Below are 21308 nucleotides of genomic sequence, written 5' to 3' on the forward strand. Positions count from 1 at the left end.
TTTAGTTCCACCGCCTCGGGCAGGCGATCGGGTAGTGGGAGCCCTAGGGGGTAAAACCCAACAAAACGCGCTCCTCCTGTGTCTATTATTTCTGACACCGCCGCGCGAGCGAAAGCTAGTTAAAAGCACCGAACCCAAGCGTGCAGAGCTCATCTTTACGCTGGATTCGTCAGACTATAGAAGAAGCCAGCAGTTGCTTGCTGCAGTTTCTGGGCGCAATCTTGACCAAGCTTTACAGCCAACCCAGAAGCGCACAGCCTCCTGTGTCCAACTCTAGATAGCTGTACAGAAATTCGACCTTTTGGGTCGCAACCGCAGCCTGTGAAAACCAACAGGAAAGTCGAGTTCGGTACCCGAAGCAGCTATTTTGGTGGAAAATAGCTTAACTCGTTCAACACAATCCACTCAACTACCCCCTTGAATCTCACGGTGTAGAATTATCTAACACGAATTATGAAAGCAAGTAATAGCCGTCAATTTTCTTCAGTAGCTGCTCGAACTCTCAAAGTAGTCGGGATTATCTTGATTCTCTCTGCTTTGCTTGACTGCATTGTTCTGTCGCTGCCGGGAGAAACTTCAGACCTTCTGAATCGAGGCTGGCAGTTGACTGCTGCAACTCAGATAGTTGACAAGGGCATTATTCCTTTGATCGGTATCGCCCTCCTGATGACTGGCTTTTGGGTGGACAGCAGCAGTGGAGTCTCTATTGAGCGACGCAAGGTTTGGCTGGACTTGCGCTTCTGGGCGCTGTTGATTTCCAGCTTGTTAGGTCTAGTTTACCTATCTCTGGTTCCCGTTCACCTCAACAATACTCGTTTGGAACTCAAGGATGCTCTGGCTCAAGTCGAGACAGAAGCGGGACAAGCGGAAGGTCAACTTGAGGCACAACTTAAAAGCCCTCAATTTAAAGCTCAGGTAGAACAGCTCAAAAGCCAGCGCCGCACCCAGATAGGGGCGCTGCTGGAAGACAACGGGAAGCTGCAACAAGCACTCAAGAGTCCAGAGGTTCCCAAGGAATTGAAAGCTGTGCTTCAGGAGTCGAAAAATGACCCGAAAGCCCTCGACAAATTCCTGGAACAGCAAGCTCAAGCACTTCCCACTCAAGCTCGCAACGAGATTCGCACCCGCAAGCAACAAAAAGAGAAAGAGTTAAGAACTCGATCGAGAAATTCGAGTTTGCAGACGGGAATCACCAGTTTGCTGTTAGCGATCGGCTACATTACTGTTGGTTGGACGGGATTGAGAAGTATGGGAATTCTGCGGTTCGGCCGCCGCAAAAATTGACCGGCGCTGGCAGGGATCGCGCTGGTCGAGACATCCCTGAAAAATAGTTTGTTTACCCAATAGTTTGCCCTTACTGAAAGCTGGGAATGTTCTCAATTTATATTCTGACTTACAACGAAGAGATTGATATCGCCGCTTGCATTGAATCGGCACTGCTTTGTGACGATATCATTGTAGTTGATTCTTTCAGCACCGATCGCACCCTTGAGATTGTTCAGAACTATGCCGTGCAAACAGTGCAGCACCGCTTTGAAACTCACGGACGCCAGCGGACTTGGATGCTCCAAGAAGTCCCGTGCAAGTACGAATGGGTTTACATCCTCGAAGCTGACGAGCGGATGACGCCTGCACTGTTTGCTGAATGCTTAAAGGCGATCGAAAGTCAAGAATATATCGGCTATTACGTAGCTGAAAAAGTAATATTTATGGAGCGCTGGATTCGCCGCAGCACTCAATATCCCCGCTATCAAATGCGTCTCTTTCGCAAAGACCGAGTGTGGTTTACTGACTACGGTCACACTGAACGGGAAGTCTGCAACGGGCCTACTCACTTTTTGAAGGAAACTTACCCTCACTATACTTGCAGCAAAGGTCTTTCGCGCTGGATTGAAAAGCACAACCGCTACTCGACTGACGAGGCGGCTGAAACTCTCCGTCAATTAGAAGCGGGTCAAGTAAATTGGTGGGATTTATTGTTTGGCGCGTCGGAGGTGGAAAGGCGCCGCGCTTTGAAAGATTTTTCTTTGCGCTTGCCTTTGCGGCCTGTGGTGCGCTTTTTCTATATGTATATTTTACTCGGCGGATTTCTTGACGGTCAAGCGGGATTGGCTTGGTGCACGCTGCAAGCTTTTTATGAATATCTAATTTTGCTGAAAGTTTGGGAAATGAAGCATCTACCACTGCCAACTTTAGAGGCAGTGGCAGAACAATCTATTTCGGAAGTAGTAACAGTTGAGCCGTCAAAAGTTTCTTATAATCTTGGCGCTTCCGATACTCGAAATTAAAAATTGATAATTAAAAGTTGGGTATTAAAAATTGGCATTGGTAATTAATACCACTTAAAAAAGAAGATGACAACCCCTTCAGAACATACATCTAATCAAGAACATAGCCATGATACACATCTGAAAAAATGGTAGTTTATTGCACCTAATTATCATTAATTCGGCTTGGCACAATTGGAGGATGATTCTTGTGGGGAGTAGGGGTCAGGCGTCCCGCCTGCTGTGAAAATACACGCCTTTTGGAGCACGATCGCACCTAAAAAAAAATCAAAATCATCCCGCTATTATGCAACGCTCCGCCATCAGTAGGTCTTTTGACGGGTTTGTCACCCAGTCCAGATATTCACCACCACAACAAAACAAAAAAAACCCGATTTCTTAGAGAAACCGGGTTTCTGAATACCCTCAAATTTTTAGGTTTAATAAAGTTTTGATTCTTCTTAACTCAAAAGTCTCACGACTCACAACTTAAAACTCTTGAGATTTTGCTGTTGTTTTTGCCCGATCGAGCTTTAAAATCAACACCCCCAAAGGTGGCAAACACAAGTCGATCGAATAAGCACTGTTGTGGAACCACCACTCATCAGTCCACTTGCCCCCCAAATTCCCCATATTGCTACCGCCGTATTCCCGCGCGTCGCTGTTAAACAACTCCGTATAGAAACCGGGTTCCGGCACTCCTACGCGATAGTGAGAGTGCGGCTGGGGCGTAAAATTGCACACCGTCACCACAAACTCGTCGCCATCCTTCTCTCGGCGCACAAAGGCCACGACACTGTGCCGGTTGTCGCTGCAATCAATCCACTCAAACCCATCCTCAGCAAAATCTTGACTGTAAAGTGCCGTTTCGCTGCGGTACAGATTGTTCAAATCCTTAAAAAACAGCTTCAACTTTTGATGCGGCTCGAATTGCAGCAAACGCCACTCCAAATCTCCCCAAACGTTCCACTCTTGCCACTGGCCGAACTCCATCCCCATAAAGATCGTTTTCTTTCCGGGATGAGCAAACATAAAAGTAAACAAACACCGCACGTTTGCAAACTTTTGCCATTCGTCCCCTGGCATTTTCCCGATGATGTGGGCTTTGCCGTGGACTACCTCATCGTGGGACAAAGCCAGCATGAAATTCTCGCTGTGGTTGTACCACATACTGAAAGTTACGTTGTTCTGGTGGAACTGGCGGAACCACGGGTCCATGTGGTAATAGTCGAGCATATCGTGCATCCAACCCATGTTCCACTTCAGGTTGAAGCCCAAACCCCCTACATAGGTCGGCCAAGATACCATCGGCCAAGAGGTAGATTCTTCGGCGATCGACAGCGCACCTGGGAAATAGCTAAAAATGACGTGATTCGCCTGACGCAGAAAATCAGCAGCCTCGATATTTTCCCGGCCCCCGTACTGGTTGGTCAGCCATTCTCCGGGTTCGCGGCAGTAATCCAAATAAAGCATCGAGGCTACGGCATCTACGCGAATCCCGTCGATGTGGTACTTGTCAAACCAGAACAGAGCGTTTGATACTAGGAAATTCCGCACTTCGTTGCGGCCGTAGTTAAATACTAGGGTTCCCCACTCTTTGTGTTCGCCCTTGCGGGAGTCGGCGTGTTCGTACAAGTGAGTTCCGTCAAAGAAAGCCAAGCCGTGGCCGTCTTTGGGGAAATGTCCCGGTACCCAGTCCACCAGTACGCCAATGCCGTTGGCGTGGCACTGGTCAACAAAATACATGAAATCTTCAGGTTTGCCGTAGCGGGAAGTTGGGGCGAAATAGCCGGTTACTTGATAGCCCCAAGAACCGTCGAAAGGATGTTCGGCGATCGGCAGCATTTCGATGTGAGTGAATCCCAAATCTTTGACGTAGGGTATCAGCCGATCGGCTAATTCCCGGTAAGTCAGAAAGCGCGCCCCGGGATTGAGTTCCGAAACCTGCACGGGGGGTTCTATTTCCCCATTTGGTAGCACGGCGGGTTCGTCAGTAGCGGCGTGCAGCCAAGAACCGATGTGGCATTCGTAAACGGAAATCGGCTGCGTCAGTGGGTCCGTGTGCCGCCGCTTATCGATCCAAGCGCTGTCGTGCCAAGTGTAGGTGTCTAAGTCGGTGACAATTGATGCTGTTTTCGGCCGCACTTCTTGCTGGAAACCGTAAGGATCGGACTTTTCGTAGGGATGTCCGTCTTGGTTTTTCACTTCGTATTTGTAGGAAGTTCCCACGGATAGTCCCGGAATAAATAATTCCCAGATGCCGTTTTGCGATTTCCGCATTTGATGTTTGCGGCCGTCCCAATAGTTGAAATCTCCTAAAACTGACACATTTCGGGCATTCGGAGCCCAAACGGCAAAATATACTCCTGTGATGCCGCCTACCTCGGTGAGGTGCGCCCCGAGTTTTTCATAAATGCGGTGGTGATTGCCTTCTGAAAATAGGTGCTGGTCGAATTCTGTGAGTTTGGGCGATCGAAAGGCGTAGGGATCGTAGATGAAGCGCTCGTGTTCCCCTTCTTTGACCCGCAATTGATAGTTTGCTAGTTCTGGGGTGTCGATCGTACATTCAAAAAAGTGAGGGTGATGCTCTGATTTCATCGCGTATTCGGCCCTGGCCTCCGGCAAAACTACTGATACCGCATCCGCATTCGGCAGATAAGCTCGGACGGCCCAGACTTTTTTGCCATTTTCTTCGATCGCGTGAGGGCCTAGCACTTCAAATGGATCGTGGTGCTGATTCCAAACAATTCGGTCAATCTGTTCAAAGGGGACGGTCGCGGGCATAAAACTACTTACCTCAATCTTTTAACTAAATGGCTTTCAAAACCTAGAGCGGCGCTGCACTTTACATTTCGATACATTTTTGATCGCTGATCCTACCACTGATTAGCACGATCTTGCCTGCTACAGATCCAGCGCGCGCCCTTGTGCACACAGCAGGCTGTTGCCTTGCCGGCCGCCGAGCTGGGGTTTTACTGCTAACATCTAAGTATAGAAATATTAAAACAAATTGAAAAATTTATATTTTTTCTCAAATATCCTTGACTTATTATTTAATATGTGATACTTGAATTTTTCAAACTATTGTCGATTGGCCGCTGCCGGAGGGTCAACCCTGTAAGTGTTGGGGAGCAGTTAATAGTTTACCTGGAATGTTCAGGCAGGGAGGATCGCCCGATCGGTAGACTTTCACATCCCGGAGGCTGGGTTTGCCCGCAAAGCTAGTGAATTTGGGCAATACTCTCAAACAGCTAAGCATACTTAACTCGGTATTGAGGAATCAAAGCTAAAGGACTCAGCATGGTGACAGCAGCAAGCAATATCTGCCATGCTCAAGGCATCGCCTACCCAACTAGCACCATCCTACCAGCGACGATGCAATAGGTTTAAAGCAGCACTCAGGCGCAACTGAAGCGAGTTTTGCCGAGGCAGGCTTAATACCGAACTGACCAGGCGCCAATTGAACCACTAAAGTGGCTCAACACAGACGGGTCGATTTACTTGCCCGCACCGGTGCGAAACTCGTAGTCAACAAATCGAGTAGCAATGCCACTCCTTTCATCGAGCCAGTCTTCGAGCATCCAAGCCTCAGCTTGCTTTCCTCTCGTCTGTGGGAACAGCGGCGGGGAAGGCAAGCGAGACTCGATCGAGTGCAAAATTTGCGTCGAGTCTGCGATCGCCTCCGGTTGACCTTCGAGTTGAGGCAGCAGCACTGGCCATTTCCTCAAACATCCTGTCACAGGGTTGAGTTTCAAAACGTGCAGGCCGGGAGTCAAATTTTCTACTTGAAAGGGAATGCTCTGGTAACGCAGCGAATCATCGGACTTTGCTGCTGTAAGGGGACGTACTGAACTTTAGTAGTAAAAGCATCAGACAATCACTAACACCCAACTTGAGACCTAGACCGATGAGATTGAAAAATGCGAGGAGCAAACCATTTTTCACCCGCAGGCTAGGCTCGTTGGGCACATACTCCGGGATAGCCCTAGTTAGGGCTTTTTAGGAGATGGAGTAGTAGTTCCACCAGCAGGAGACTTTTCAGCCCCTGGAGTAGCCTTTGGAGTTTCCTTAGTTGCTGGTGGAGCAGAAACAGGAGGAGTAGTAGTAGTGCCGCCCGGAGTCGGGCTAGCGCCACCGCCGCCGCCACCTTCACCTCCGCAGGCGCCGAGGGCTGCTGCCAAGCCCACTACCAAAGTCAAACGAATTAATCCCTTGTTCATAAAAACTCCTTAACATTGAAGACCCATCGCAAGGAAGGGAATAGTTTACTTGAGAAACAATGCTGGCACGAATAGCTCAACGATTCGCTCGTTGATTACAATACTGCATTTATCAATAAATTTCACATAGATTATCGCTAACCAGCAAAGATTTCTTTTTTTTGGCAAATCCTGAAGTCAAAGAGACCAGTGGTAGGATGGGTTGGTTGGCTTGTGAGGTATCCTTGGTAAGGATAACCGATCGAACGCAGATGGCCACCACTGGCGATCGGGGAGACAAAAAACTCTTAACCTCAATCAAGCTGAAGCTACCCCACTTTACGTATTGGTGAACTCTATGACCGCTGCTATCAGATCCCCGGATTCTCCCCGCTCCCGATCGACCCGCAAGCCCGCTGCTGGCGCAGCCAAAAGCAAAGTTACTTCTATTGCGCGAGCTAGGCGGGCGAAGACAGGGCCGGTATTGCCCAACTACTCGCCAGCCGACGAACAGGCGATTGCTCGGTCGTCCGCATCGGTTATCAAAGTCCTGCCCGATCGCCAGCAGCAGCCAGTGTGGTTGCGATCGCTCCTGCAGGCACAGCGCGCCTCCTCAGTGGTAGCAGTTATGCTTTTGGGCGGTGCTCTGAGTCTCTACGGCTTGACAGTTTACGGCGAGCAGCGCTGGAGTCAGGAGTATCAAAAACTGGAAACTCTGCGCCTCCGGGAACAGCAATTGAGCGCTTCTAGCGAAGTCTTGAAACACCAACTTGCTAAAGAAGCCCAAAATCCCGAAACCGGTTTGGCTCCGCAGAATCCTGGGGATACGATTTTCTTGCAGCCGGCCCCTGAAACCCGATCGCCCGTTGCGGCACCAAATTCTGAGCCCGCTCTCGAGCATCGAGCCGGTGTGGAAACACCGCTGGGCTATTAAACCTTGGTCAAAGCGTAGAGCGCCCGAGGGCCTGAGTGTCCGAGGGCCTGAGTGTCCGAGGCTCTAATTTCCTGTTTGACTTTTTTGCAAGTCGCGATCGATTTTCTGCTTCTAACCGAAAGTTACAGATTAACAATAATTAAGACCGCTTCAAAAAACAGAATGCAACTGTAGGTCCGATCCACACCCTGATAGGGACTGCTCATTCCCCAGTCGCAAAATTTATTTTTCAAAATATAAATTATAAATTATAAATTCTAAAACGCTCTAACTTGCTATTGAATTTTTAATGCCATGAGCTACGACCCCCGTTTTGACCGCTACAGATCGCCGAATGTCAAACGCCCAAAACAGGCGGGCGATTCCCTACCCGATAGCTTCGCAGCGCGTACAGGGTGGGAAAAACCAGCCAAACCTAGATCTTCGGGCAGTTTCGGGCGATCGCCACAACAGACGGCTGCATCTTGGGGGCGACCGGGGGAGCGTTTAAAGCGCAGCAAGTTCCGTTTGTGGGCAGTCTGGGCGGTGTTGATGCTGGGGGGGCTGGGGCTGGCTGTGAATTTGTTTTATTTGCAGGTGACGCGAGCTCCGGCGCTGCGTAAACAGGCCGAGCAGCAGCAAACTCTCAAAACCAAGCCGTTTGTACCGAGACGCCCGATAATTGACCGCGCAGGGAATGTTTTGGCGATCGACAGACAGGTGTACACGCTCTACGCTCACCCGAAGTTGTTTAACCACTCGAAGGCGGAAATTGCTGCTAAATTGGCTCCGATGCTGGCGATCGAACGGAGTCCGGGCACTACGTCGGAAGCTGAACTGATACGCAGGTTTAATCTTGCTGAAAGCGGTATTACAATTGCAGAGTCTCTGCCTCAAGAGGTTGCCGATCGCATCGCTCAGATGCAAATTAAAGACAGTCTGGTCGATGGCTTGGAGTTGCTGCGGCAGCAGCAGCGTTTTTACCCGCAGCAGGAGTTGGCGGCGGATATCCTCGGTTATGTGGACGGAGAACGGAAGGGACAAGCCGGGGTGGAATACAGCCAGCAGAATTTGTTGGAACGATCGATGCCGTCGATTCAGTTTAGCAGGTCGAGCAATGGGAATTGGGTTCCCGATCGGCTGACGGCGGGATTTGTGCAGCTTGATGACTTGAAATTGCAATTGACGATCGACAGTCGCTTGCAGCGGGCTGCCCGAATTGCCCTCAAGGAAAAAATGAAGCAACACGATGCGAAGCGGGGCACGGTGATTGTGATGGATGCCCGTAACGGGGAATTGCTGTCAGTTGTAGCGGAACCTTCTTATGACCCGAATCAATATTTTAATTTCGATTTGTCGCGCTATAAAAATTGGGCTGTAACTGATGTTTATGAGCCTGGTTCGACTTTTAAAGCGATTAATGTGGCGATCGCTATGGAAGCGGGTGCGGTGAAACCTAATACTGTGTTTAAGGACGAAGGTCGGATTTACATGGATGGCTGGACTATCCAAAATTCCGATTACAAACAAGCAGGGGCGCGGGGTCCTTCCACTGTTACTGAGATTTTGAAACATTCTAGCAATGTCGGGATGGTGCACGTAATGAGAAGTATGAAAGCTTCTCTTTACTATCAAGCTTTAGAAAAACTCGGACTCGGACAAACTGCGGGAACAGATTTGCCTTTTGAAGTAACCAGTCAGCTTAAAAATCGAGAGCAATTTATTAACTCTCCGGTGGAAGTTGCTACTACGGCTTTTGGGCAAGGTTTTTCGATTACTCCGATACAGTTGGTGCAGCTTAACGGCGCTTTGGCTAACGGTGGCAAGTTGGTGACTCCTCACGTTGTGCGGGGACTTTTTGATAGGAACGGTGAAGCTTATTGGAAGCTTCCGAGGCCGGTTCCCAAGCAGGTTTTTTCGCCGGAAACTACTAAGCAGGTGTTAGAAATGATGGAAACTGTGGTTGATGGTGGTACGGGGAAAGCTGCACAAATTCCTGGGTATCGGATTGCAGGAAAAACGGGCACGGCTCAAAAAGCTAATGCTGGTGGGGGTTATTCTGACAAGGCGATTATTACTAGCTTTGTGGGGATCATGCCTGTGGAGGCTCCTCGGTATGTGGTTTTGGCGGTGATTGATGAGCCGAAGGACGGTTCGGGGGGTACGGTGGCGGCGCCGATTGTGGAGTCGGTGATGGAGGCGTTGATTTCTATTGAGAAGATTGCGCCGAGTAAGAAGTAGTTGATTGTATCTGAGATGTGGCACTATTCTCAATAAGCTTTTTATGAACAGGCTTTCCGGCCCGTTCCACGAGAAAATTCAATCTTTGTGCATTGGTGAGAAGTTAAGACTTAATTGCATTTGTCAATCAGTCATATTACTCAAAAAAACTGCTTTTTTAGCAGTGGAAAATTCACGATTTGAGGGGGAGTAAGTATAAATATCACCCTCGGCACGATCGCACGATCGCCCAAATCTCAGTTTTATGCCCAAAATCCGAGTAAATGTTGAGCATAATTGCTGGTTGACAAATGCTTTCTTAGCTTAACTTGTTACCAATGGCCCATAATTGACAATCTCAAAAACCCGCCCTTTTAATCGCGGTCACTCGATCGGACATGATATAACCCATCGACAACAAGGCGATGGAGGACACGGCAATGCCGTTTCCCTACCCCAAAATAATCGATCGCGCTGTCAGTAACAATATCTTTTGTTGTCGTTGGGTTTTGATTGTCTGTTGGAGGTGCGCTTATGTCCTAGGAGAGTAGAGATGATGATGCAGCGTTGACTGTTTTTTAAATTGGGATGATATAGGGTGAGGGTTCCTTTTGCTCTGATACTCGTTAGCGTGCAGTCGTGATCGCTTCGAGATACGGGGCAACCTCGGTGGTTGAACATGACTCGCCGGATTGTGCCGTTTTCTTTTTGCTCGTTGTTTTCATTTACTTGGAGCACTGTTGTTTCATCTGTATCTATTTGAATTTGCGGTTCTAGGTTTTTCCATTGACTGGCTGGTATTTGGGCTGGGGGAATGTCGGCTGGATGGACTGCTACTTGTACGTTTTCTCCTACTTGTTTGAAGCTGGCTTGCCATGAAATTTTGTCGCGTTTGGCGTTGCTGCGGGCAAGTGCCATTGCCCAATAAGCTCGATCGACTGATACCTTTAAACGGTGGTTGTTGATAAACATTAGCCAAGAGGGGGCGACGATCGCACAAAATATTCCTATGATTAAAATAATTATCAATAGCTCAATCATTGTAAAACCTGCGGCAGGTGTAGTGGCTCTGCCTTTGAGCGTTTTATTTATTGACACGTAGATGCACTCCCTGATATTTAGCTTGCCAAAAAAACAGCTAGGAGGAGCTATTTTTTATTGGGTATATTTTAACTTTGGGTTTGGGGAGTGTGTAGATCGGTATTTACTGAAAATTTATGCGACTTTAAAAAAACTGCGGGTAAGGAAACAGCAGTCAGGAAAGGGTAGTGCGGTTTCCCTACAGCAATTGTGTCGATCGCCCGATCGCATCAGATCCCGAAGGTATGTAGGGAAAATCTCAATGAAAGCAGCCAAGCTAGAAGTTGCAGTTTTGAGGCAGGAGGCAGAAGGAAAGACTCTCCTGAGTTTATGGCGTAAAATATAGCAATCAATACAGTTAGAGTGATGAATTTTCATTTAGACTATCGATTAGACTTGCTTGGAGTCAAGCTGGAAACTTGTCATCAAATTGAGGGACTAATTTACTTTCTACGCTGGTGTTTTAGCATCAAGAATAGTTTGTCCTAACTGCGAGAATTATACAGAAGAAATCCATCAGAATCTGGCGCAGTTCCGGGCGATCGCGCGATCGGATGTAACGATCGCCCGATTTGTAGGGAAACGGCACTGCCTTGCCCTGATTTCGGGTAATATCGTTTTCCCTGACGCACCCTACATCAGTGACTATTTGGTTTTTGATGCGGGCGATCGATCCTCCTGCACTAAATACTCCTGTTCCTAACGGTAAATTGTTATTAGCAAGGGGGCTTTTTACATTGGAATACGAGCGGCAATTAGTATTAGAATATCCCATATAAAATTGTTAGCAAAAACAGCGACGCCGATGCTAATTATGCTAAAGTTGTTGCGGTTAGAGAACTGGGAATTCCGGTGGTGATGGTGCAGCCGCCACAGATTCCCGATGTTGAGCAGGTTGCTGATGTGGAAGGGGCGATAGATTGCCTAATTCAGCAGTTGAGTTCCCTAAAATTAGTGTCACTCAAACAAGCGACTGGTAGAAAATTTTTAAAATAGTTAAAGTAGATATAAGTGATTAAGGGAGAGCGATCGTCCTCTGAGATTGTGCAATCCCACTTTGAGGGAAATTTCGCTCGCACGATTTGCGCTTGCGACTAGCAATTTAAGGAACTAAAACAATGGTTATCACTGGAACTGAAGAAGCAGACAGCTTGAAAGGCACTACAGAAAATGATGTCATCTACGGCTTAGCAGGGGATGATTCTCTAGTAGGCTTGGGCGGAAACGACTTTCTGTACGGTGGCGAAGATGACGATACACTCTATGGGGGTTTTGGCGACGACCAACTATTTGGTGAAAATGGCGATGACTTTCTAGACGGCGGCTATGGATACGACCAATTAAATGGCGGTAGCGGTAACGACGAACTGCGGGGCGGGTATGCGGATGACATCCTAATTGGAGGTAGCGGAAACGATAAATTAGACGGCGAGTTTGGAGATGATTTTCTCATCGGCGGGACGGGAAATGATTCTCTTTACGGCGGCGATGGAAACGACATCCTAACTGATAGTGGCGTAGGTCGCGATGGCAGCGACTATTTAGACGGCGGTAGCGGAAATGACCGAATAATTGCTTACGGTTACGGGCCGGAAATTGATGCAGATACGCTGGTGGGCGGGACAGGATTGGATACCTTCGTTCTCGGCGCGCCCGGTCAGGCTTTCTACAATGTTGACGGCGATGCTGACTACGCATTAATTACTGATTATTTGCCCTTTGCAGACACAATTCAACTGCAAGGAAGTGCGTCTGACTACATTTTAGATGGCTCTCCGATTCAGGGAATTTCTGGCACTGCTATTTACCGCGAAGAAAATTCAAATTACGAACTAATTGCCGTTTTGCAGGACAGATTTTTAACTCAGAGCGCTCTAGGTTTGTTCACTTACGTGTAGGCGGCACTTCTCAAAAAGAAGTGGTAGGTGGTAGGTGGAATAGACTAAGCATCTCAGCTAAAACCTCAAACCTAAAACCTAGATAGATTGCTATCAAGTTCCCCCCTGCTTAAGGGAGGGATTACTTTTTATCTTGAGGTTTATTTAAAGAATTAAGATGATTGTTCATATCCTGCAAATCTCTTGTGAGAACCGGATACTCTGAAGTTGCTAATAGCGGATCTTTTTTATCGGTGACAGTTTTTGCTAGGGGCAAAACGCGGTAGTTTAATTTGTTGTTCAAGCTGTAGCTTTGCACCCAAGTAGGATGTGTTTTTACCTCTGTAATTTCTGTTGTTTTTTCGGGAAAGATTTTGCGAATATTTACTTGAAAAATTACGCCTAGGTCTGTATATTTTTTATTCTGACCGGAAATGAAGTTTCCCATTGAATAAATTGCTACAGCTTTGCGGGTTTTCCCATTTTTGCCGGAGAATTTAAAAATTTTGTAAGGTTGGACGACGTGGGGATGGCTGCCCAGAATGATATCTGCACCGGCTTTTAATAGGTTTTCCACTAATTGTTTTTGTTGGGTGTTTGGCTGTCGCTGATATTCGTTGCCAAAATGCAGGGAAATTGCGATAATATCTGCTCCTTGTTTGCGGGCTTTGGCAATATCTTTGATTATCTTTTTTTCGTCAATTAGGGAAACTAAGTAATCTTTGCCTTTGGGTACGGGAATGCCGTTTGTGCCGTAGGTGTAGGCTAGCAGGGCTAGTGAAATGTTGTTTTTAGTGCTGATTAAAGTACGATCGCTCGCAGCTTTCGATTCGGCTGTTCCTGTGGAAGCAATTTTACGATCGCGCAGATTAGCGATCGTCCTAATTACCCCTTTTTCTCCCCGGTCTAAAGCATGATTGTTCGCGGTTGTCAATATATTAAATCCGGCTTTTTTAGCAGCATCCGCTAATTGAGCCGGTGCGTTAAATAGCGGATATCCCGTATATCCGCCCGCATCTTCCCCCGCTAAAGGTGTTTCGAGATTTCCGATGACCCAATCGCCTGTTGACAGGATACTTTTAACTGGTGCGAAGAAACTGTCAAAATTGTATGTTTGCTTTTTTGCGTCGTAGCCCGATCGCGTTTGGGTACTGTGCATCATAATGTCGCCGACAGCAATTAGTTTTGCTTCTTCGATCTCAGACTTTGGTTCGGCGGAAACAGGGGTTGCAATTGGCGATGGCGTCCCGCCCCGCAAGCTACGACTTTCTGTCGGCTGTGTGTTGGTTTGTGGCGTTTGGATATTGCAGCCTGCGATCGAAAGCATGGCAATTACCGAGAGCAACCGACGAAAATTCATGATTTTTGAGAGTGATTTGTCGGCTTATATGGTATCATAACTAATTTAGTTACGGATAAAAAAAATGAAAAATAACTATCTAATTCTTGCCTTTATTGTTTTTGTAGCAATTACGGGTTTTGGCGTTTTAACTTACGCTCAAACTTCGGTCAATAGACCTTTTGAATTTGCCTTGATTGGCGATTTGCCCTACAGTGCCGAACAAGAAGCAAAATTTCCGAATTTGATTGCAGATATCAATCGATCGCCCGCAGCGTTTGTAGTCCACGACGGCGACATTAAAAACGGTTCTAGCGTCTGCGATGATGCAACTTTTGTCAGCCGCAAGCAGTTATTTGACAATTTTGAGATGCCGTTTATTCTTGCCTATGGCGATAATGAATGGACGGATTGCCACCGTTCAAATAACGGCAGTTACGATCCAGTAGAAAGACTCGCTAAACTGCGGGAAATATTTAGCAACGGTAATCAAAGTTTGGGAAAGCGCACCTTAACTCTCACCCGTCAAAGCGAAAACCCGCAGTTTGCTAAATTCCGCGAAAATGTTCGCTGGATTTATCATGGAGTTGTGTTTTTGGCGATTAATATGCCGGGAAGCAACAACAATTTTGGCCGCACTCCCGAAGCAGATGCAGAATATGCCGATCGCAATTGGGCTAACTTAGCCTGGATCGAAGAATCTTTTGCTTTAGCCAAACGCAGCAACAGCAAAGGAATTGTGTTAGTTGCACAGGCAAATCCGGGATTTGAATTCGATCCGACGGACAAAAGAAGAAGCGGCTACAACGATTTTATCGCAACTCTGGAAACAGAAACAGGCAATTTCCCTGGGCAGGTTGTATTCGTCCACGGCGATACTCACTATTTCCGCATCGATAAACCTTTACCCCATTTTACCGATGAGACTCAATTACCTAGAATGAAAAATTTTACTAGAGTTGAAACTTTTGGTTCTCCAAACGTGCATTGGTTGCGGGCTTTTTATGACCCCAAAAATCCTAATTTGTTTGAATTTAAGCAGCAAATTGTTCCGGAAAATTAGGCGAGGTAACACAAATTTTATGCAAAATAGATATTTTTTGGATTACACTGAAGATAGGTAGAATTGAGGAATTTATTTATGACGATCGCAACTGAGCGCCTTACTCTTGAACAATTTCTGAAACTGCCAGAAACTAAACCGGCTAGCGAATACATTGAGGGCGAGATTATCCAAAAACCTATGCCGAAAACAAAGCACAGCCTATTGCAATTAAGAACCTGCAACGAAATTAATCAGGTGACGCAAACTCCCAAGATAGCTTATGCTTTTCCAGAGTTGCGGTGTACCTTTGGCGGTCGATCGATTGTTCCAGATATTGCGGTACTATTGTGGGAACAAATTGAATTTGATGAGAGCGGTGAACCGTTGGATGATGTGCTAATTGCACCGTATTGGGCGATCGAAATCCTGTCGCCACAACAAAGCTCAAATCGCGTAACTAGAAAAATTCTTCACTGTCTTCAACATAATTGTCAGTTGGGGTGGCTAATCGATCCAGACGATCGATCGATTTTAGCGTTTTTACCCAACCAACAACCGCAATTCTGCGAAGGTAGCGATGTCGTTCCTGTTCCCGAAATGATTCCCCTGAATATCACCGCCGAACAGGTGTTTAGCTGGTTGAGAATGCAACAATGAATCAGGGCGATCGTCTTTTTTACATCACATCCGATTTTAAATCTCCTTTTCTTTAAAGTCTCGCGTTGCGCGGACGCAAGGCAAGTGTAGTTGCGGTTTCAACCGCCGATCGTAGGGGCGGGTTTCACAGACACTAATTGTTAATAATCGACAATATAGTAAACCCGCCCCCACCCAACGGTAAATCCCCATATATGTTTTTATCCTGCGATACAAATCAAGGTTTATGTAGGTTATTGGTGGTGTGGGGGCGGGTTTATATAGATTGTTTGTACTCGTTATATATTGTCTGTAAAATCCGCCCCTACGAAATTCCCTATTTTCGCCACCTGTCAAATTGGTCTTCGGAACAGCCATTAATAAATTGATTGTTCACCCAACCGTCAAGGATTGTCAAAGTTTCATTAGGAGGATTACCAGAAAATCTAGCCGCAATTTTCACCCAATTACCTTGTCTGCTGACAGCCCTAACTCCGTCTCCCCTTTTCAATTTAGCAACAACCGGGTATTTATTGCCTGGGCCTTTGCGAATGTTAACAGCGCCACCTTCACCTGTAATAAACGAGCATTGAGTTTGCTTTTTTAAAGCTTCTGCTTTTGCGGGAGCAAGGCTTTGCTGCTTGCCGAAAACAGGAAAGCTGTAAAGTGAGAAGCTAAAACTTGCAACGACGGCTGCAATAAAAAAGGCTTTTGATTGAGTAAAAATTAGCATTATTTCATTTCCTTGAATTGGCTGAACTGAAGTCCTGACTATGATTTTTTTGAGACGGGCTTCAGTGCTTACTACTAACTGTTATTTGACTGAGGCAAACCATTCGGTAACACCTTGGGCGATCGCCTCAGCTAATTTCTTCTGTTCTGTCGGATTCAAAATCCATTCAAACTCTTCGGGATTGATCAGAAATCCCAATTCCATTAAAACAGATGGAGCCACTGCTGGACGAGTCATGGCTAAGTTGTTCCAGAATACACCATAGCTCGGACGGTTCAACTTGGCAACTAAATAATTGTGCAAAAACATTGCCAAACTGTGCGCTTGCGGGTGAAACCAGAAAGCGGCGACGCCTTTAGTCTTAATGGCGTCGCCGTTATCCGGCAAAGCATTGTAGTGAATTGAAATTGCGATCGCAGGTTCTTCTTTTTGAATCATTTCCACCCTCGGCGGCAAATCCAAATCGACATCTTCTACCCGCGTCATTACCACATTCGCGCCTCGATTTACCAATTCCTGTTGCACCAATTTCGACACTGTTAAAGCTACTGTTTTTTCCCTAATTCCCACTGGACTCACAGCACCTGAATCCTCCGGCCCGCCGTGTCCAGGATCGATGAGAATCTTAATTCCCGACAGCGGCTTTGCTTGCGACACAGGCATCATGCTTGTATTCACCGGCGGGTTTTTTAAAGACAGCACTAAAGTTGTACCCTCGTATCTCAATTTATAGCCCCACTGCTGGGCAGATTTGAGATTAAAAGTGTATTGTACTTGCAGTGGCGCGATTTGTTGCCATTCCAAACGCGAAATTACCGGGTCATCAGAGAGGCGAATAATGTCAGTTTGAGCGGTAGTATTGTACAGGGTTAAAGTGAAAGTGCGTTCTCCTTCCTGCACGGTGACTGGGACGGGTATTTCTAAGGGAAATAACACCTCTGTCCAGCCGGAAACTTGACGCGAACTGGCACTGCGAATAATCGATCGCACAGGCACTGAATCCTGGACAATTCGCACTTCCGAGGCTTTAATCCAAGCACCGTAATCGAGTCTGAGCCATTCTCCCTCGCGCCCGATAATTGTTGCTCGCGTTCCCTTCGGCAGCGGTGTCATTCGAGAAAAATCTGTACTCGCCCCGGTTCTGGCGACACCAGGATCTGCTGTTACTTCGGCTATTTCTAAGTCAGCCGGAGAAAGAATAGAAATTTTGCCAGTACCTTGTTGGCTGATAGTTCGATCGTTCATTGTTAGCTCAAATACAGGCACTCCTAAATCAATTTTTTCTCCTTTGGGTAGGGAGGAGTTAGACTCATTACCCCCCCTTGCTAAGGCGGCATTAGACTCATTGCCCCCCCTTAGCAAGGGGGGGTTGGGGGGCGTCTTCCCGCAGCCTTGATACTGTTGGCTGCCGCCTTTTTTGATCGGGGAGTTTTCACCTAATAGTACAGATTTATTGTCGGGTAGTTCGACTTGCGATCGCGCTTTTAAAGGAATAGTAATGCCCGCCAATTTTACCGAAACTTGAGCATTCGCAGGTGCGATCGCCCCAAAGCAAATATATTCCCCCGGCAAACTCGCCACATCGACTTTCGGCGTCAGGGAATCTTTAGCAAAAGCCAATCCTACAGGGGCTTCCGGCTGATTCGACTCGCGCGTCACCTTAATTTTGACTTCCTGATTTTCGTAACGCAAGGTAAAGACATTTTCGCCGAGTTGCAGCGGAAAAGTCGGGGCGAAATGGCCGGCTGCGGTGCGCGAAATTTGGTTGCCATTTACCGATACTTGTCCCGGTGCGGGCGCTGTACCGATTAAAAAGATGCGATCGGCTGTAGTTTTGTGGTTTGCGGGAGGATAAGCGAGAAACAAAGGTTGAGCGGCGACAGCTACAGAGGCGATCGCCACGATCATCCCAAACACAACTAATCCTAAAAATTTTCTCATTCTAAATCGCAACTAATTGAGAGTCTGTTGATTATTTATACTAGAACTTGCCCTCAGAAACCGGATTTCTGAGGATTAGTCGTAAGTCTTATTTACTAGACCGAGCCCATTTTATCAGGTTTGTAGTTGCAATTGAGCGATCGGCAACATAAATTCCCGCGTCAAACCATTAAGTTTTAATTAATTCCGAGGTCGTTCTCCACAGTTGCTCCAACCGATTCGCCGGCATCGTCAAATACAAAACATCCCCCGTACTCAAACAGCAATTCAGTAAATCCCAGCCGTGGAGAGTTTGACAATTAGTTTCCACATACAGAGGCACAAAATCCGCAGACTTAGCAGCATCTTGAATGCGGTGGCCGCAGAAAGGATGGTTTGGCGTAATCAATGTGGCCAAGCAAACCCACAGACTGTCAGCAGTCATTCCGTTGCCCAAAATTCGGCCTCCAATCGCCGCCGCCGCGAAAGCAGGAGCAGCCAATTCCGTCGGGTTCAAAACTCCTTCAAACTCAAAAACTTGCTGCACCATCAAAGCAAAATGTGGGTCTTGATTGCGGACAATCACTGATAGTTTTGGTGCCAATCCTTTAGCGCTCAAGGCAATTTCGACATTAGACATATCGCTGCTAGTTACCGCCAAAAGTGCTGCAGCTTGCTTAACATTAGCAGCTTCCAAAGTTGCGGGTAAACTGGCACTTCCCTGAATGACCGGAATTTTCATTGAGCGAGCCGTGTTCAGAAATCGGCAGTTTGGATCTTGCTCGATCGCCACAATATCGTAACCGTTAGTGTGCAGTTCTTTAGCAATTTGGATACCTATTCCTCCGAGTCCGCAGATAATGTAATGATTGCGCTGCGGAACTCGCGCCACATCCCAATATTCGGTAAAGCGAGTTCCCAATACATAATCGTTGAGCAGTGCGTAGCAGATACCGATGATGCCGGCTCCAACTAACATCATGACAACTGTAAATAGTTTAATGCTTTCGGGAGCTTGTTCGGCAACTTTTTCATGGCCTCCGGCTCCGGTAATCATCCCTACTGAAAAATACAGAGAATCGACAATTGAGATATGCTCGTCAACACAAATATAGGTGGCAGTAGCAACGGCAATCATGGCCAGCAGCGTCAGTACAACAATTACTGCTGCTTGGCTGTGCTGCTGAAATCTGTGCAGCCTAGTTAATGTTTTTAGCAGTTTTTGAGTTAAAGTTTTTTGGGGGCTGTGGATAGTCGGCTGAGTGGCAACAATTAGCCGATCGCCCTGCTGACACTGCCGATCGGCAAGCACCGCCGATACTAAATCAGTTTTGTTAGCAGCCGGCAGATAATAAATCAACATTCGCGATCGATCTTCCCACAAATCGCTCAGTTTTCGATTTTTCCAAGGATGTGTTTCATCGATATATTCTTCGTGAATCGGCCAAGTGCGATCGAACAAACGCAACTGTCCGATAGCCTGATTTCCGAGAGCCGCAAACGCAAAAACCGGAGCAGCCAATGATGAAACGCTCATGGAAGTGTGATCGGGCAAAGTGTGGTCAATTCTGTCGCCCAAGCTAGTATTGAACAATCTGTTGATGATGCGAATCTGAGGATTGAGAATCCTCGCTTGCATCAAAATTGCCAAATTTACAGCATCATCGTCTCCTGCAATTACTAAAGTGTGAGCGTTTTGAATGCCAGCCGCCAACAAGGTAGAAGCTGCTTGCAAATTGCCGACAACCACATCAGAAGTTTCGCCGCGAATTGGGCGATCGCTAATACCAACCACAATCGCTCCTTGCTGTCTCAACAAACAAAAAATCTTGTGTCCCGTGTGGCCCAACCCGCCAACAATGATTCGAGGTTTCATAAAAAGTTATTTGCCAGCCAATTTCGGAGCTGTCCTTGTAGTTTTACTTACCATTGTTGACTCTCCTGGCTTTGCAGAATGTAGCTAAAAAGACTATCTAGGAAACTTGTGCCGCCGTGGCCTGGAAGTTTTGAAACAAGGACACGGCGGCACAAGTTTCCCTAAAGCCGCGTTCCCAAGTTTTGAAATAAACACACCACACTGCCATGTACCTACAGACGTGAGGTGCAACTAACCTGATTTAATATTTGAAAAATATCCGGGTGCGACAGCCAACCTGCAGAATTTGAATAGGTAGGGACACGACACTGCCTATTAGTCACAACTTAAGGTATAACTCCTAGTCCGGCAGGGGTTAAAACCCCTGCCTAATAGCGAAAGTCCTCTTGCATAGGACTAATGAGTTTAACAGTCTTTTTCTCAGTCCTCTTTAGAGGACTTTCGCTTTGAGGCAGGGAATTCATTCCCTGGCGGACTACCGGTTTAACCTTAAATTGACACCAATAGATACTGCCCTGTCCCTAAAACTATGACTTCCTACATAAATTTAGCTGCCTTAGTGGCAGGAGTTATTATGAAATTGACTGCACCCTTATTAGCATCCGCTTTAGTTTTCGCCGGTACTGTCGCCTTGGCAAGCCAAGTGCAAGCAGCTCCAACGAGCAACTGGAATAGCACTAGAACAACATTTCAGTGCGTTACTTCCGGTCGAAATTTTGTTACAATTGCGCGACGCGGAAATGTCACGACCGATCCGATGATTCTGTGGAAATCTACCGAGTTCGGCCGCGAATATACACCTTGGCAGCGCTGTCAAATTGTTTCCAATAGATTGACCAAAGCTGTTGCCCAGAATGGCGGAAGATTAAGCAACTTGCAGTTAACAACAGGAATTGTTAATAACTTGCCCGTAGTTTGTTACGTGAACGGACGGGGGCGCTGCAACTCTCAAAATCTGCTGTTCACCCTAGACAAGCGAAATGCTAAAAATCCCGGTGATGCTTTAACGAGATTGATTAATTTTGCCCAAGACGGCGGTGGGCCAGTTACAACGTTCAGAACAGGAACTCAATCATCTGCACCGCAGTTTGTTCCCTTTGGAGATATGGTCGATCGAGCTTTTAATTCTCCAAACAAGAAACCGTCAGTTCCTGTAGCAAAACCGCAGGGCGATCGAGGTATTTAATCTCCAATTCTACTCGT

At 46.9% G+C, this 21308-nt stretch carries 19 protein-coding genes; 10 read left to right on the top strand and 9 right to left on the bottom strand.

All coding sequences use genetic code 11. The features are described from left to right. The first annotated feature begins 453 nt into the window (after window positions 1-453). Both hpsJ-B and OSC7112_RS20560 read left to right on the top strand, forming a co-directional pair. Window positions 454-1284, top strand: coding sequence for a hormogonium polysaccharide biosynthesis protein HpsJ (gene hpsJ-B, locus OSC7112_RS20555; RefSeq protein WP_015177707.1), 831 nt, complete (start codon window positions 454-456; stop codon window positions 1282-1284). Window positions 1285-1370: 86 nt separating this feature from the next. Further along, entirely contained in the window at window positions 1371-2288 is a 918-nt protein-coding gene (locus OSC7112_RS20560) for a glycosyltransferase family 2 protein (RefSeq protein WP_015177708.1), read from the top strand. A gap of 468 nt (window positions 2289-2756) precedes the next feature. On the opposite strand, the gene glgB is transcribed toward OSC7112_RS20560, so the two are convergent. The 3 genes from glgB to OSC7112_RS20575 form a co-directional block, all read right to left on the bottom strand. Beyond that, on the bottom strand, window positions 2757-5051 hold the full coding sequence (gene glgB, locus OSC7112_RS20565; RefSeq protein ID WP_015177709.1) for a 1,4-alpha-glucan branching enzyme: 2295 nt from the start codon (window positions 5049-5051) through the stop codon (window positions 2757-2759). A gap of 713 nt (window positions 5052-5764) precedes the next feature. Further along, window positions 5765-6043 (bottom strand): hypothetical protein, encoded by a 279-nt coding sequence (locus OSC7112_RS41160; RefSeq protein ID WP_223300655.1) that lies wholly within the window; start codon window positions 6041-6043, stop codon window positions 5765-5767. Window positions 6044-6256: 213 nt separating this feature from the next. Then, complete coding sequence (locus OSC7112_RS20575; protein WP_015177710.1) at window positions 6257-6487, bottom strand: hypothetical protein; 231 nt, start codon at window positions 6485-6487, stop codon at window positions 6257-6259. A gap of 337 nt (window positions 6488-6824) precedes the next feature. Here OSC7112_RS20575 and OSC7112_RS20580 point away from each other — a divergent pair, with 337 nt between their 5' ends. Further along, window positions 6825-7400: a hypothetical protein gene (locus OSC7112_RS20580; RefSeq protein ID WP_015177711.1), complete on the top strand. Its 576-nt coding sequence runs from the start codon at window positions 6825-6827 to the stop codon at window positions 7398-7400. A 294-nt stretch (window positions 7401-7694) separates the two neighbouring features. Beyond that, window positions 7695-9620, top strand: a complete 1926-nt coding sequence (locus tag OSC7112_RS20585; protein WP_015177712.1) for a peptidoglycan D,D-transpeptidase FtsI family protein — start codon at window positions 7695-7697, stop codon at window positions 9618-9620. Window positions 9621-10076: 456 nt separating this feature from the next. Here OSC7112_RS20585 and OSC7112_RS20590 read toward each other — a convergent pair whose 3' ends face one another. Beyond that, the gene (locus OSC7112_RS20590; protein ID WP_015177713.1) at window positions 10077-10697 is read right to left on the bottom strand and encodes a prepilin-type N-terminal cleavage/methylation domain-containing protein; all 621 of its coding nucleotides are present in this window, start codon (window positions 10695-10697) and stop codon (window positions 10077-10079) included. A 4-nt stretch (window positions 10698-10701) separates the two neighbouring features. On the opposite strand from OSC7112_RS20590, the gene OSC7112_RS20595 reads away from it, so the two are divergent. Then, window positions 10702-11025: a hypothetical protein gene (locus OSC7112_RS20595; RefSeq protein ID WP_015177714.1), complete on the top strand. Its 324-nt coding sequence runs from the start codon at window positions 10702-10704 to the stop codon at window positions 11023-11025. Window positions 11026-11148: 123 nt separating this feature from the next. Here OSC7112_RS20595 and OSC7112_RS40000 read toward each other — a convergent pair whose 3' ends face one another. Beyond that, window positions 11149-11454 (bottom strand): hypothetical protein, encoded by a 306-nt coding sequence (locus OSC7112_RS40000; protein WP_041622655.1) that lies wholly within the window; start codon window positions 11452-11454, stop codon window positions 11149-11151. A gap of 65 nt (window positions 11455-11519) precedes the next feature. On the opposite strand from OSC7112_RS40000, the gene OSC7112_RS41165 reads away from it, so the two are divergent. Both OSC7112_RS41165 and OSC7112_RS40005 read left to right on the top strand, forming a co-directional pair. Then, window positions 11520-11675, top strand: coding sequence for a hypothetical protein (locus OSC7112_RS41165; RefSeq protein ID WP_263053626.1), 156 nt, complete (start codon window positions 11520-11522; stop codon window positions 11673-11675). A gap of 122 nt (window positions 11676-11797) precedes the next feature. After that, window positions 11798-12577, top strand: coding sequence for a calcium-binding protein (locus OSC7112_RS40005; RefSeq protein WP_015177715.1), 780 nt, complete (start codon window positions 11798-11800; stop codon window positions 12575-12577). Between the two features lie 121 nt (window positions 12578-12698). Here the strand turns inward: OSC7112_RS40005 and OSC7112_RS20610 are convergent, their stop codons facing one another. After that, window positions 12699-13916: a CapA family protein gene (locus OSC7112_RS20610; RefSeq protein WP_015177716.1), complete on the bottom strand. Its 1218-nt coding sequence runs from the start codon at window positions 13914-13916 to the stop codon at window positions 12699-12701. 64 nt (window positions 13917-13980) lie between these two features. On the opposite strand from OSC7112_RS20610, the gene OSC7112_RS20615 reads away from it, so the two are divergent. Both OSC7112_RS20615 and OSC7112_RS20620 read left to right on the top strand, forming a co-directional pair. Next, entirely contained in the window at window positions 13981-14958 is a 978-nt protein-coding gene (locus tag OSC7112_RS20615; RefSeq protein ID WP_015177717.1) for a metallophosphoesterase, read from the top strand. A gap of 78 nt (window positions 14959-15036) precedes the next feature. Then, window positions 15037-15597 carry a Uma2 family endonuclease gene (locus tag OSC7112_RS20620; RefSeq protein ID WP_015177718.1) on the top strand — a complete coding sequence of 187 codons (561 nt, stop codon included), beginning with the start codon at window positions 15037-15039 and terminating at the stop codon, window positions 15595-15597. A 316-nt stretch (window positions 15598-15913) separates the two neighbouring features. On the opposite strand, the gene OSC7112_RS20625 is transcribed toward OSC7112_RS20620, so the two are convergent. From OSC7112_RS20625 to OSC7112_RS20635, 3 genes are all read right to left on the bottom strand, one after another. Next, a complete protein-coding gene (locus tag OSC7112_RS20625; RefSeq protein ID WP_015177720.1) occupies window positions 15914-16309 on the bottom strand; it encodes an SH3 domain-containing protein in 396 nt (131 codons plus the stop codon). An 81-nt stretch (window positions 16310-16390) separates the two neighbouring features. Then, window positions 16391-18250: an N-acetylmuramoyl-L-alanine amidase family protein gene (locus OSC7112_RS20630; RefSeq protein WP_015177721.1), complete on the bottom strand. Its 1860-nt coding sequence runs from the start codon at window positions 18248-18250 to the stop codon at window positions 16391-16393. 169 nt (window positions 18251-18419) lie between these two features. Next, window positions 18420-20105, bottom strand: a complete 1686-nt coding sequence (locus tag OSC7112_RS20635) for a potassium channel family protein (RefSeq protein ID WP_015177722.1) — start codon at window positions 20103-20105, stop codon at window positions 18420-18422. A 529-nt stretch (window positions 20106-20634) separates the two neighbouring features. Here OSC7112_RS20635 and OSC7112_RS20640 point away from each other — a divergent pair. Further along, a complete protein-coding gene (locus OSC7112_RS20640) occupies window positions 20635-21291 on the top strand; it encodes a COP23 domain-containing protein (protein ID WP_015177723.1) in 657 nt (218 codons plus the stop codon). The last annotated feature ends 17 nt before the right edge of the window (window positions 21292-21308 follow it).

Origin of the sequence: Oscillatoria nigro-viridis PCC 7112, from assembly GCF_000317475.1 — a bacterium.
Classification (GTDB): Bacteria; Cyanobacteriota; Cyanobacteriia; order Cyanobacteriales; family Microcoleaceae; genus Microcoleus; species Microcoleus nigroviridis.